This window comes from Vibrio sp. 1978 (genome assembly GCF_033344345.1).
Genome location: NZ_JAWPOP010000018.1, coordinates 90,518 through 103,222 on the forward strand (window position 1 = coordinate 90,518; position 12,705 = coordinate 103,222).

A 12,705-nucleotide genomic window follows, 5' to 3' on the forward strand; every position below is an offset into this window, starting at 1 on the left:
TTCATCGTCTTAGCCCTCAACCACCGACACATTCTCGCCAACCCATGCCAGCAACTGTTTTGCCGCTTTGGATAACACCTGATTTTGACGCACGATGTAGCCGAAATCAGTGTTTGGAAAACTTGGCAAAGGCGTAACTTCACGAGAAAGCTTTAATCTCGGATCGAGCGAGAAATCCGGCACAATAGCAGTCCCAAACCCCGCTTCCGCCCAGTCGATTTGTGCTTCCACACTGCCCACTTCCATCACGCGATGCTTAGGCAGATTTAGTTCAGGTAAAGACGAATCAATCAGCTCTCGGGTTCGAGTATCGTGCCCTAGCAGGATCAGCGTCTGGCTCTCTTTTCGATTGTCTTGCCACTCAAAAATGTTATCGCCAAACGCACACCAGTGAATCTGCGTGAGAGGCGTAAAATGCAGCGGTTGACTCTCTTTTTGTGCGATAACAAAGCCGATATCGGCACGCGCACTTTTCACCAAATCCACCGCTTGAGAAGATGTGGTATTGAACAATGCCAAGTCGATCCCCGGATATTCACTTTTGAATTGCTGAAATGGTTTGATAAGCAGTAAACGTGAAACAATATCGCTCGCCGCAATAGAAAGCGTCCCCTGCGTAAGATCGTTGATGGCATTGAGATCCGACTGACAAATTTGCAGCTCATTGAGCATCCGCTGCGCCGTAGCTAACAAACGCTTCCCCGCTTGCGTCAACTGCACAGGATTTCGCTCAATCAATTTCGTGCGCGTGGCTTGCTCCAACTGCTTGATATGCAAACTTACGTTCGGCTGTGTCATGTGGAGTTCCGTCGCTGTTTTACCAAAGTGTTTTACCTCTGCAAGAGTTACGAAGGTTCGCAGCCAGTTCAAATCTAACATTGCCAATTCCGATATGAGATTCTTATCAAGTTAATGAGTATAATTAATTTCTCTTATTATGGCGAACACCTTAAGATTTTTGCATCTGTTTTTGGAGATTAAATTATGTCGTCTATCGTTGTTGTGGGTGCAAACTGGGGTGATGAAGGCAAAGGCCGCATCGTTGACTTTTTGGCAGAGCAAGCTTCTGCGAGCATTCGTTTCCAAGGTGGTAACAACGCGGGTCACACCGTGGTTAACGATCTAGGTACGTTTAAGCTGCACCAGCTACCAAGTGGCGTATTCAACCCAGACTGTTTGGCAGTGTTAGGTCCGGGTATGGTTATCAGCCCTGCGTTGCTGTCTCAGGAGATTGCGGAAGTTGAAGAAGCAGGCGTAAAAGTGAATATGTGCATCTCAGATCGCGCAACACTGTGTCTACCTCTACACGCACTAGAAGATACGCTAGAAGAACAACGTTTAGGCGACAAAGCATACGGTTCAACTCGTCAAGGTATTGCACCTGCGTACGGTGACCGCGTAATGAAGAAAGGCATCCTAGTTGGTTGGTTGAAGCAACCAGAAGTATTGGTTGAACGCCTTCAATTCATGATGGATTGGAAACTGCCGCAACTGCGTGCACTTTACCCGACGTTCGAGTTTGAACAAACCGCTGAAGAACTGGCGAACTGGCTGCTAGAAGTCTCTGCACCTTGGCGCGATTCAATTTGCAACGTAACGCTTCCTCTAAAAGAACTACAAGCGAAAGACAAAACTCTATTGTTCGAAGCGCAGCTTGGCGCGGGTCGTGACCTTGTTTACGGTGAGTACCCTTGGACAACATCTTCTAACGTTGTATCAATGTACGCGGGTATCGGTAGTGGCCTTCCGGCACTTCGTCCTGAACGCGTTATTGCGGTTGCAAAAGCCTTCAGCTCATCAGTGGGTACTGGTACGTTGATCACTGCAATGGAAGAGCAAGACGCTTTCCGCGAACTTGCTGGCGAGTTCGGTGCAACTACGGGTCGTCCACGCGACATGGGCTACTTCGACGCAGTCGCTACGAAGAATGGCGTTGAACTGCAAGCCGCAACTGAAATTGCACTAACGAAAGTAGACTGTTTGACTGGCCTTAACGATCTGAAAATCTGTGTTGGCTACGAAGGCGACCACAGCGAAAACCCAATCTGGCCTCAAACTGCCTCTCTTGCGCCAATCTACGAGAAGATGGAAAGCTGGAGCGAGGACATCACAGGTTGTCGTAAGTTTGAAGAGCTTCCAGTAGCAGCACAGAAATACGTTCTACGCATTGAGGAACTCATGGGCGTACCAGTAAAAATGGTGTCTGTGGGTCCTGGTCGTGAACAAATGATTATGCGATAAGATGTGAATTAACACATCATTGGCAAGCGGCTTTTATCTGTTCCGGGGTAAAGCCGCTTTTTTTTACACTGTAAACTTTGAAAAATTGCACGGCTAAATTCATGTTTAGTAACCTCATCACGAGACTCCTACCTCCTTTATTTATAAATCAATAAATTATAGGGCTTAACACGTTGTGCACGTTACTAGCACATCTCACTTGTTAAAGAAGCACATCAATTAGGTTAACTGGTTGATTTGATATTCTTTAAGTGATTAGTTGATCACGATCTTCATCTGCAATTTGTTGAACTAGTACTCAAAAAATCTAACCCGCTGTTTTTAGGATAGATGAGTTCCCCAACATCCAACCTAACAGCAGGTGATTCCCATGACGAAAAATCTTTTCCGCCTCAGTACGATAACCCTTGGTTTGTGCCTTAGTTCTTTGTCTTTCGCGCAATCCGATCTTCCGAACATTAAAATTCTTGCCACTGGCGGCACCATAGCAGGCGCAGGTCAATCTGCAACCGAGTCAAACTACACAGCAGGTAAAGTCGGCGTTGAATCATTGATTTCTGCGGTGCCGAGTATGACCAACATTGCCGATATTTCTGGAGAGCAAGTGGTCAGTATCGGTTCACAAGATATGAATGATGAAGTGTGGCTAAAATTATCGAAAAGAGTTAATGAGCTACTCGCTCAAGATGATGTTGACGGCATCGTCATTACTCATGGTACGGATACGTTAGAGGAAACCGCTTACTTCCTTGATCTGACCGTCAAGAGCAAAAAGCCTGTCGTGATCGTCGGTGCAATGCGTCCTTCCACCGCAATGAGTGCTGATGGACCAGTCAACTTATACAATGCAGTCGTAACAGCCACCGATGAAGATTCAGAAGGACGTGGCGTGCTAGTCGCAATGAATGACACGATTTTCGATGCGCGAGATGTGACAAAAACCAATACAACCTCCGTCAGCACTTTCCAGTCACCCAACTTTGGTGCTATCGGCTACATTCATAATAGCGATGCCAAATATCAACGAAGCCCAGAGCGTAAACATACGACAGAAACCCCATTCGATGTATCAAAGCTTACTAAGTTGCCTAAGGTCGGTATTGTTTATAACTATGCAAATGCCTCCAATTTGCCAGTGAAAGCCTTTGTGGATGCGAAGTTTGACGGCATCGTAAGTGCTGGTGTCGGTAATGGTAACTTGTACCACACTGTGTTTGATGAGCTAGAGAAAGCGAGTAAAGATGGCGTTGTTGTTGTAAGAAGCTCCCGAACGCCTAGCGGCTCAACCACTTTGGATGCTGAAATTGATGACGAAAAATACGGCTTTGTTGCCGCTGGTACATTGAACCCACAAAAAGCACGTATCTTACTGATGCTGTCACTGACTCAGACCAAAAACTATCAAGACATCCAAAAGATGTTCCAATACTATTAATTCTGTCTAAGGTTCATTCGATAGAGGAGGTACACACCTTACCTCCTCTTACACATAGCGACATGAGCGTCTCTTGTTAGCCAAACAAGCGACGCTTCATTCCTGCTTTTTCCAGAATACGCGTAGTAATTTCCTCAACAGACAGAGAGGACGTATTGATATATGGGATCGCCTCTCTTCTAAACAACGCCTCAACAGTGTCTAGCTCCAGCTTGCACTGCTCTGTGCTAGCGTAATCACTTCCAGACAAACGATTTTCACGGATTTCAGTCAAGCGCTCGGGATCGATAGTCAGCCCAAACAACTTATGACGATGGATCTCAAACTCAGGCAACAAACGCATCATCTTCACATCTTCCGCAATGAACGGATAGTTCACAACACGTAAACCAAATTGCATCGCCATGTACAAGCTAGTCGGCGTTTTTCCGCTGCGCGATACTCCCAGCAGGATAATATCGGCTTGTTCCAACCCTTTTAGCGTGATGCCATCATCATGCGCCAATGTGTATTCAATAGCCGCAATACGGTCAAAATAGGTGTCGGAATCTTTCCCCACACTGCGAGAACGCTGCAACTTAGGCTTTGGTGCCATCTGAATGTCGTCTTGCACTTTCTGCACAATACTCTCCAACACATCGTAACTGTATGCCGGCGCTTCAAGCAGCATTTCACGTACTTCTGGAACGACAATTGAGAAAAAGACCAGAGGTTTGACGCCATTGCGCTGGTAGGAAGTTTCAATTTCTTTGACTACGTCAGTAGCTTTGTCCTGGCTTTCTACAAACGGAAAGGTTTTTTCGTTAGGAATGAACGGAAATTGACCGAGAACAACATGCCCTAATGTCTCACATGTTATCGCCGTACCGTCAGAAACATAGAACACATCACGACTTTGGTTATTTATTTGCATTTCTGTTTAATTTTTCAAAATCTTTTGAGTAGGATGGTACACATAATATTAATAAATCAGTTTGGCTTTCAGTTAGGTTCACCACAGCTTTAAAAATTCTTTTGAATTTTTTTCAGCCAGAACGTAATCGTTTGCCTTTGATATCAATCTGAATGAAGCAATGTATGGTCAACGTGTAATAACAGCCAACATGCGATTGTTTAGATCGATTTAAGTCCCCCTACTAAGCTGCAATGTTTCTGGAGAAAGACATGCAAAAGAACACCCTCTGGTTCAATGGCCTATCCATGGATGATGTCGACAAAGTCGGCGGTAAGAATGCTTCACTTGGCGAAATGGTATCTAACCTAGCAAACGCAGGCGTTTCTGTACCAAATGGTTTTGCGACAACCTCATACGCGTTTAACCAATTCCTTGACCACGAAGGTTTGGATGAGCGTATTCACCAATTACTCGATGAACTAGACGTTGAAGATGTAGAAGCTCTGCGTAAGACAGGTGCAAACATTCGTCAATGGGTATTAGAGGCCCCTTTCCCTGCGGACCTTGAACAAGAAATTCGTGAAAATTACCAAGAACTGATCGAAGGCAATCCTGAGCTTTCAGTCGCAGTTCGTTCATCTGCTACGGCAGAAGACCTACCTGATGCTTCTTTTGCTGGTCAGCAAGAAACGTTTTTGAACGTGAAAGGCATCGACGCAGTACTAGAAGCAACTAAGCACGTTTACGCTTCTCTATTTAACGACCGTGCGATTTCTTACCGCGTTCACCAAGGGTTCGACCACCGTGGCATCTCGCTATCTGCGGGTATCCAACGTATGGTGCGTTCAGATAAAGCCTCATCGGGTGTTATGTTTACACTAGACACTGAATCGGGTTTCGACCAAGTTGTCTTCATCACCTCTTCATGGGGTCTAGGCGAGATGGTCGTTCAAGGTGCAGTAAACCCTGACGAGTTCTACGTTCACAAGCCAATGCTTGAAGCAGGCGAACACCCAATCGTTAAGAAAACATTTGGTTCTAAGTTGATCAAAATGATCTACTCAGATAACCAAGAAATCGGCAAACAAGTTGATATCGTTGATACTTCTGATGAAGAGCGCAACACGTTCTCATTGAACGACGACGAGATCAAAGAGCTCGCAAAACAAGCAATGATCATCGAAAAGCACTATCAGCGTCCAATGGACATTGAATGGGCAAAAGATGGCATTGATGGCAAGCTGTACATTGTTCAAGCGCGTCCTGAAACCGTATGTTCACAAACGGAACAAAACGTGATTGAGCGCTACGAGCTACAAAACAAAGCGGATGTTTTGGTTGAAGGTCGTGCAATCGGTCAGCGCATCGGTAAAGGCGTGGTTCGCTTGGTTGACTCTCTGGACCAAATGTCTTTAGTCCAAGAAGGTGACGTGCTAGTTACAGACATGACTGACCCAGATTGGGAACCAGTGATGAAAAAAGCATCTGCAATCGTAACCAACCGTGGTGGCCGTACGTGTCACGCTGCCATCATCGCTCGTGAGCTTGGTATTCCTGCAATCGTTGGCTGTGGCGATGCGACAAGCAAGTTAACCGATGGTGCAACCGTGACCGTATCTTGTTCAGAAGGTGAAACGGGCTACGTTTACCAAGGTGAACTTGAGTTTGATGTAAAACGCTCTTCTGTTGATGAACTGCCACTGCTACCAACAAAAGTGATGATGAACGTGGGTAACCCTGATCGCGCGTTTGACTTCGCACAAATTCCAAATGAAGGTGTTGGTCTTGCGCGTCTTGAATTCATCATCAATAAGATGATTGGTATCCACCCGAAAGCATTACTTAACTTTGATGCACAAAGCGATGAGCTAAAAGCAGAAATCACTCAGCGTATTCGTGGTTACAAAGATCCTATCGATTTCTACGTAAGCAAACTGACAGAAGGTATCGCAACCATTGCTGCGGCATTTTGGCCGAAACGCGTTATTGTTCGTATGTCTGACTTTAAGTCTAACGAATACAGCAACTTGGTTGGCGGTAAAGCCTACGAACCGCATGAAGAAAACCCAATGCTTGGCTTCCGTGGCGCGTCTCGTTACATTTCTCCAGTGTTTGAAGACTGCTTCGAGCTAGAAACTCAAGCAATTAAACGCGTTCGTAACGAAATGGGTCTGAAAAACGTTGAAATCATGATCCCATTTGTGCGTACACCAAGCGAAGCAGCATCAGTGATTGATTTGCTAGCGAAGTTTGATCTGCGCCGTGGCGATCAGGGTCTTAAAGTCATCATGATGTGCGAACTGCCATCCAACGCGGTCCTTGCCGATGAGTTCTTGAAGTACTTTGATGGCTTCTCGATTGGCTCAAACGACATGACTCAGCTAACGCTTGGACTTGATCGTGACTCTGGCGATGTTGCACATCTATTTGATGAGCGCAACCCAGCGGTTAAGGTGATGCTTCAGATGGCGATTGACGCGGCAACAAAAGCAGGCAAATACGTTGGTATTTGTGGTCAAGGCCCATCAGACCACGACGACCTAGCGGAATGGCTAATGGATCAAGGAATTAGCTCTGTATCACTAAACCCAGATACGGTTATCGATACTTGGTTAAAACTCGGTAAAGTTAGCAGCAAGTAACACACGATAAACTCTAGCCCTCACACTCCCCTTGTGAGGGCTTTGTTATTCACACGTCATTTCACAATCAGTTCGTGATTCCTCTCTCAAGTTCGTCATTTAGTCAATTTCATTATCAAAGTCTGATGACCTAAAATGAATGGTATATTGATAACTCCAGAGAGAATTTGATGAAAAAGCCTATCGCACTCCTTACTACTTTGATGCTCCTGGCATCCCCTGCTTATGCCGATTGGGATGAAATTTCCAATAAAATGTCTGAGCTTGGCGACGCAGTTTCTGATACTGCACAAGATGCTTGGGACGATACCAAAGCGTTTTCAAAACAAGCGTGGCAAGATTTCACGAACTGGTCCGAGGAAGCGATCAATACCGCAGGCGAATGGACAGAAGCCAGCATCGAGAAAAGCAAAGAATGGATAGATGCTGCCGACAAAAAAATTGATGAGCTGATGGAAGGCGATACGCCAGAAGAAGCTCGCCAAGCCGTGGACTTAATGGCAGATAGCGCTTTGCTCAAGTTATTTAATGAAAAGCCGGAGGCAAAAGCTATTTACGACAACGCGTACGGCTACGCGGTCTTTGATTCTCGTAAATTATCTTTGCTGTTTCACACCAACTCAGGGTCAGGAGTCGCAGTGAATAAGGAAACAGAAGAACGCACTTATATGAATATGTTTGGTTTGGGCGTTGCACTTGGGGCTGGCGGCAAATTTTACCAACAAGTGGTTCTGTTTGAGAGCAAAGAAGACTTTGATACGTTCGTCAACGAAGGATGGGAGGCCACAAGTGAAGCCTCTGCTGTTGCGGGCGAAGATTCAGAGCAACTTTCAAAACAATTTAACAGCGGCGTCGCCGTCTATCAGTTGAACGCTAAAGGTTTGCTCATCGATGCTAACGTGTCTGGTTCTAAATATTGGGTTAACGAAGAGCTCACTAACTCGCAGTAATGCATAGCAACTAATCGCTTAAATAAAACCGTTGTTATGCACCCTTATCAATAAGTTAACGGGGATATGATTCCTCAAAACTGAGCACTTACGCAACTTTCTCTATGGAAGTCACCAGAAGATGGCGACTTCCCTTTCTCGTTGGATTGCTTTTGGTTATGCTTGCGCAAAACCACCTGCAATTCGGTATCCCATGCCTGACAATAACTTTAATAATCTGCTAGCAGAAGCAATTTCTGCTCTTAACACGCCTAACTTTACTCCTAAACTTATGCGTGTCATTCGCACTCTTTTTCATTTTGATTGCGCAGTTATTTTAGGTTACCGAGAAGGTAAACATCCTATTTATCTCTACGACTCAATTGAGAACGAGCGAGAGTTACTTTTTCAACGCTACCTTACTGACTCATTTCAAAATGACCCTTTTTTTCTCAAACTAAACGAGACAAAGCAACAAGGCGTATTTACGCTCAAAGACGTGGCGCGTAAAGGCGTTGACTTCACCTCATACTGCGAGCAGTTCTATCATCAAACAGGGTGGAAAGACGAACTTAGCATGCTAGTCGAAGTTGAATCTGGCCGTTGGGTCATGCTGTACTTCGGATATATGACTGATGGAAAATACTTTTCTCAGCAACAAATCAATAAGCTAAAGCCCTATTTCCCGATAATTCAGTCGCTTTGTCAGCAGCATTGGAAACAAACGGAATTTACCTTTTCTGAGCCTGTTTTTGCACAGAGTGCTTATTCTGGCAGTATGCGATTAGCCATTGAGCAAGCTTTAGCAACGTTTGGCGTAGAATCACTCACCCGTCGCGAACAAGAGGTGGCTTCGCTTCTCGCTCAAGGGTTTGACACCAAAGAAATTGCCGCGCGGTTACACTTAGTTCAAGGCACGGTCAAAAATCATCGAAAGCGAATTTACTCGCAATTAAATGTGTCTTCATTGAGTGAGTTATTCCAGCTTTTCCTCAATCACCTCATTCTCCATTCAAGATAAAAAACTGTCCCTTAAGGGATATATCGAGAAAAGGTGTCGCGTTTTAGTCTGAATGTAACAACCACTAAAACAGACAAAAAGAATGACGACACCATTACTGCAAGATTTACAAGATCGCGGCTTGATTGCACAAGCCAGCGATTTGGAAGAAATTCAGACACTTCTCTCACAGCCACAAACCGTTTACTGCGGCTTCGATCCTACAGCTGGCAGCTTACATATCGGCCACCTCGTGCCTTTGATTATGCTTAAGCGCTTTCAAGATGCCGGACACCAAGCTGTTGCCTTGATTGGCGGTGCAACGGGCATGATTGGCGACCCAAGCTTTAAAGCGACTGAGCGCAGTCTGAACTCAGAGGAAATCGTCTCAGGCTGGGTTAACGATCTTTCTAATCAAATTCAGCAGTTGATGAATCACCAACTGGCCAAGCCGATGATCATGGTAAACAACGCTGACTGGATGAAAGCGATCAATGTGATCGACTTCTTCCGCGATGTGGGTAAGCACTTCTCAATCAATACTATGGTAAACCGAGAATCGGTAAAACAACGCCTGCAACGACCTGACCAAGGTATCTCCTTCACCGAATTTAGCTACGCCCTACTGCAATCGTACGATTTTGCCGAGCTAAACCGTCGATACGGTTGCCGTTTGCAAATCGGTGGCAATGACCAATGGGGAAACATCGTCAGCGGGATCGATTTAACTCGCCGTCAAAATGGTGAGCAAGTATTTGGCTTAACTCTGCCGCTGATCACCAAATCCGATGGTACCAAATTTGGCAAAACCGAAGGCGGTGCAGTATGGCTAGATCCTAGCAAAACCTCTCCTTACGCGTTCTACCAGTTCTGGCTTGGCGCAGAAGACGCCGACGTTTACCACTTCTTGCGTTACTACACATTCTTGAGCTGCGAAGAAATTGCCAGCATTGAAGCGCAAGACCAAGCAAGCCAAGGTAAGCCACAAGCACAACGTATTCTCGCTGAAGAAATGACGCGATTTGTTCATGGCGAAGAAGGCCTAGCCAGTGCCGAGCGTATCACTCAAGCTTTATTCAGCGGTAATGTGCAACAACTGAGTTTGGGTGAATTAAAACAGTTGGAGTTGGATGGTTTACCAAGCATTGAGAGCACACAACAAGATTTGGTTGAGCTGTTGATTGAGTCGGGCTTAGCAAGTTCGAAGCGTGTTGCACGCGAACACATCAGCAACAACGCCATCAGTGTAAACGGTGAAAGAGTGGCGGCTGATAACCCGAGTTTAAGCTTCCCACTGTTTGATCAATATTGGTTACTGCAACGCGGTAAAAAGCACTTCTGCCTCGTAAAGCGTGCCGCGTAGCAACACTCGCAGTACAAAACTTATAAAAAAATTCCCCTCACCACTTTCGTGATGAGGGGAATCCAAATTTGAACGATTTTAAGCCTAACAATAGGCAAAGACGTTGCTTATTGCGTTCTTAAACGTTGCCAGTACTTTTCGTAAATCGCTAACGTTTCTGCGCCAACATCATTAATAAACTCGCCTTTTTTCAAGTCTTCTGATGAAGGGAAAATAGTACGGTTGTTTTTCAACTCTTCTGGCAATTTGTCACGCCCAGCGTTCGTTGCCGACGCATAACCCAAACTGGTCACGATTTCCGCTTGGTTCTCTGATTGGTACATGAAGTTAATAAATTTATGCGCCAATGCTTTGTTTTTACTGCCAGACGGAATAGTGAAGTTGTCCATCCACAATACCGCGCCCTCTTCCGGCATCACGAACTTCAGCTCAGGCATTTCAACCTGCCCTTGGAATGCGTTGCCGTTCCATTGCATGCCGACCGATGTTTCACCGGACACGTAAGGGACTTGCGGCGCATCTGAGTTATACAGTAATACGTTGTTTTTCAGCGCAACTAGAGAATCAAAAGCCTGTTCGATTTCAGCTTCGTCTTTTGTATTCACGCTATGGCCATTTTTCTTAAGCGCCATACCAAACACATCGCGCACGTCATCAATCAACATGACTTGTTGTTCGTATTGAGACTCCCATAAGTCTGCCCATTTTGTCACTGGTTGCTCAACCATGGATTCGTTGTAGCTAATCCCGGTAATGCCCCAAATATAAGGCAGCGAGTAATCATTTTTAGGATCGTGCGCTTGGCCAAGTAAACCGTCCATTGTGTCTTGCATGTTTGGCACTTGAGCGTGATCTATTTTCGAAAGCAGCCCTTCTCGCCCCATTTTTTCAATGAAGTACGCAGAAGCAAAAACCACATCGTAACCAGAACCTTTTAGCAATTTTAGCTTGGTGTACATTGATTCATTATTCTCAAAGGTCGAATAATTAATCGTAACGCCTTCTTGTTTTTCAAACGCTTTTAACGATGCTTCCGGCAAATAGCCACCCCATGCATAAACGTTCAACGTTTTGCTATCTGCATGAGCAAACATGCTGAGCACAAGAGCACTCAGCCCCAATCCTTTGATGATTAATTTCATGGTATGCAATCCAACCAGTCCAGCGACGCGCTGGGATTCGGGTGCATAATTAGGTAATTGTTACCCAATTGAAAGAAAATTTAATTAATCTTTAACAGCAAAAATATTTATCGAATTTATAAAATTAACGCATGTTTTTAATAGCGACTGTGCATACCAAAATGATGAGACATTCCATCTTCCATTCGGCCGCCTTTCCAGCCACCAGAGCCGAGTAAATTAAGCACATCTTGAGCGGTATAGTCGGCACCAGAAAAGAAATCATGCGCCACGTCTGAGCGTATTGCTTGCAACTCTGGTTGATTTTCCAAATCAAGATCTTGCGGATCCGCATATAATGCCAACGCAATTTTTTGTTGGCACGCGCTTAACTCACTGGTGCTCGTCTTTACCTGATCAACCGAAAAATACTCACGACTGCCGTATCCCACCACCAATCTAGTACTCATTAGTTTAATCACTTTCTTAATGCGACGACGTTGTATAAATCTCAACATGTTTTGTTATTCCTGTATTAAGTTGGCTATGGTCGTATTCTTTTGTTCGAATTAAAACACTCTGTTTTATCCGCGAAATTTCTCTAGCGCTTTTCGCGATGATCGGTTGTATAATACGATCCTGAAATATTTTGTTACGTTACCTCGGTAACCCCTGAGACTGCAACATGAACAACAGCAGATGGGTCGGCTTTATAGGCGGCACGATTGTCTTACTTAGTACCTTTATCCTATTCGGATCTTCCGTCCACGCTGCTTGGTACCGAATCCCTGCGGAAGCCATTCATGGTATCGCCTTCACTTTGGCTTTTGGTTTAGGGTTAAACAGCCTGCTGGCGTACGCGACGGCAGTGATTACTCTTGCTGCACTATTCTACATTGGCTTTGTCGTTAGCTATCGGGTCCATCAGAAACTTAAATAGTCTTCTGTCTCAACCTGAGCTTAATAACGGATACTTGGTAACTAAAAAGGGAGCAAACGCTCTAATGCCGTTCACTTAAGGTGAGCGGCATTGTTTTTTCTAGGGTATCGGCTTGGTTTTTTCTTAACGACTCTAGGGA

At 45.1% G+C, this 12,705-nt stretch carries 11 protein-coding genes; 7 read left to right on the plus strand and 4 right to left on the minus strand.

Annotated features, from left to right (window positions below; translation table 11 throughout):
* Nucleotides 1-9 precede the first annotated feature (9 nt).
* Complete coding sequence (locus tag R8N49_RS17350) at nt 10-879, minus strand: LysR family transcriptional regulator (protein ID WP_186585494.1); 870 nt, start codon at nt 877-879, stop codon at nt 10-12.
* A 105-nt stretch (nt 880-984) separates the two neighbouring features.
* Between R8N49_RS17350 and R8N49_RS17355 the strand changes: the two genes are divergently transcribed.
* Together R8N49_RS17355 and ansB are read left to right on the plus strand one after the other, a co-directional pair.
* The gene (locus tag R8N49_RS17355; protein WP_005373814.1) at nt 985-2,241 is read left to right on the plus strand and encodes an adenylosuccinate synthase; all 1,257 of its coding nucleotides are present in this window, start codon (nt 985-987) and stop codon (nt 2,239-2,241) included.
* Nucleotides 2,242-2,611: 370 nt separating this feature from the next.
* Nucleotides 2,612-3,676 carry an L-asparaginase 2 gene (gene ansB / locus R8N49_RS17360; RefSeq protein WP_053304594.1) on the plus strand — a complete coding sequence of 355 codons (1,065 nt, stop codon included), beginning with the start codon at nt 2,612-2,614 and terminating at the stop codon, nt 3,674-3,676.
* A gap of 76 nt (nt 3,677-3,752) precedes the next feature.
* Here the strand turns inward: ansB and R8N49_RS17365 are convergent, their stop codons facing one another.
* Nucleotides 3,753-4,589 carry a pyruvate, water dikinase regulatory protein gene (locus R8N49_RS17365; RefSeq protein WP_005373820.1) on the minus strand — a complete coding sequence of 279 codons (837 nt, stop codon included), beginning with the start codon at nt 4,587-4,589 and terminating at the stop codon, nt 3,753-3,755.
* A 251-nt stretch (nt 4,590-4,840) separates the two neighbouring features.
* On the opposite strand from R8N49_RS17365, the gene ppsA reads away from it, so the two are divergent.
* From ppsA to tyrS, 4 genes are all read left to right on the plus strand, one after another.
* Complete coding sequence (gene ppsA / locus R8N49_RS17370; protein WP_005373822.1) at nt 4,841-7,213, plus strand: phosphoenolpyruvate synthase; 2,373 nt, start codon at nt 4,841-4,843, stop codon at nt 7,211-7,213.
* 170 nt (nt 7,214-7,383) lie between these two features.
* A complete protein-coding gene (locus R8N49_RS17375) occupies nt 7,384-8,163 on the plus strand; it encodes a hypothetical protein (protein ID WP_005373824.1) in 780 nt (259 codons plus the stop codon).
* A gap of 193 nt (nt 8,164-8,356) precedes the next feature.
* Entirely contained in the window at nt 8,357-9,163 is an 807-nt protein-coding gene (locus tag R8N49_RS17380; protein WP_021707696.1) for a response regulator transcription factor, read from the plus strand.
* 82 nt (nt 9,164-9,245) lie between these two features.
* Nucleotides 9,246-10,505, plus strand: a complete 1,260-nt coding sequence (tyrS, locus tag R8N49_RS17385) for a tyrosine--tRNA ligase (RefSeq protein WP_017633572.1) — start codon at nt 9,246-9,248, stop codon at nt 10,503-10,505.
* Between the two features lie 107 nt (nt 10,506-10,612).
* Here the strand turns inward: tyrS and R8N49_RS17390 are convergent, their stop codons facing one another.
* Entirely contained in the window at nt 10,613-11,647 is a 1,035-nt protein-coding gene (locus R8N49_RS17390) for an ABC transporter substrate-binding protein (RefSeq protein WP_017633571.1), read from the minus strand.
* Nucleotides 11,648-11,784: 137 nt separating this feature from the next.
* Nucleotides 11,785-12,144: a DUF6559 family protein gene (locus tag R8N49_RS17395; protein WP_017633570.1), complete on the minus strand. Its 360-nt coding sequence runs from the start codon at nt 12,142-12,144 to the stop codon at nt 11,785-11,787.
* 167 nt (nt 12,145-12,311) lie between these two features.
* Between R8N49_RS17395 and R8N49_RS17400 the strand changes: the two genes are divergently transcribed.
* Entirely contained in the window at nt 12,312-12,566 is a 255-nt protein-coding gene (locus R8N49_RS17400) for a hypothetical protein (protein WP_005387084.1), read from the plus strand.
* Nucleotides 12,567-12,705: the final 139 nt, after the last annotated feature.

Excerpts from the sequence above, each read along its gene's own strand:
- R8N49_RS17350 (WP_186585494.1), bottom strand. The coding sequence starts at position 879 with ATGTTAGATTTGAACTGGCTGCGAACCTTCGTAACTCTTGCAGAGGTA.
- R8N49_RS17355 (WP_005373814.1), top strand. The coding sequence starts at position 985 with ATGTCGTCTATCGTTGTTGTGGGTGCAAACTGGGGTGATGAAGGCAAA.
- ansB (WP_053304594.1), top strand. The coding sequence starts at position 2,612 with ATGACGAAAAATCTTTTCCGCCTCAGTACGATAACCCTTGGTTTGTGC.
- R8N49_RS17365 (WP_005373820.1), bottom strand. The coding sequence starts at position 4,589 with ATGCAAATAAATAACCAAAGTCGTGATGTGTTCTATGTTTCTGACGGT.
- ppsA (WP_005373822.1), top strand. The coding sequence starts at position 4,841 with ATGCAAAAGAACACCCTCTGGTTCAATGGCCTATCCATGGATGATGTC.
- R8N49_RS17375 (WP_005373824.1), top strand. The coding sequence starts at position 7,384 with ATGAAAAAGCCTATCGCACTCCTTACTACTTTGATGCTCCTGGCATCC.
- R8N49_RS17380 (WP_021707696.1), top strand. The coding sequence starts at position 8,357 with ATGCCTGACAATAACTTTAATAATCTGCTAGCAGAAGCAATTTCTGCT.
- tyrS (WP_017633572.1), top strand. The coding sequence starts at position 9,246 with ATGACGACACCATTACTGCAAGATTTACAAGATCGCGGCTTGATTGCA.
- R8N49_RS17390 (WP_017633571.1), bottom strand. The coding sequence starts at position 11,647 with ATGAAATTAATCATCAAAGGATTGGGGCTGAGTGCTCTTGTGCTCAGC.
- R8N49_RS17395 (WP_017633570.1), bottom strand. The coding sequence starts at position 12,144 with ATGTTGAGATTTATACAACGTCGTCGCATTAAGAAAGTGATTAAACTA.
- R8N49_RS17400 (WP_005387084.1), top strand. The coding sequence starts at position 12,312 with ATGAACAACAGCAGATGGGTCGGCTTTATAGGCGGCACGATTGTCTTA.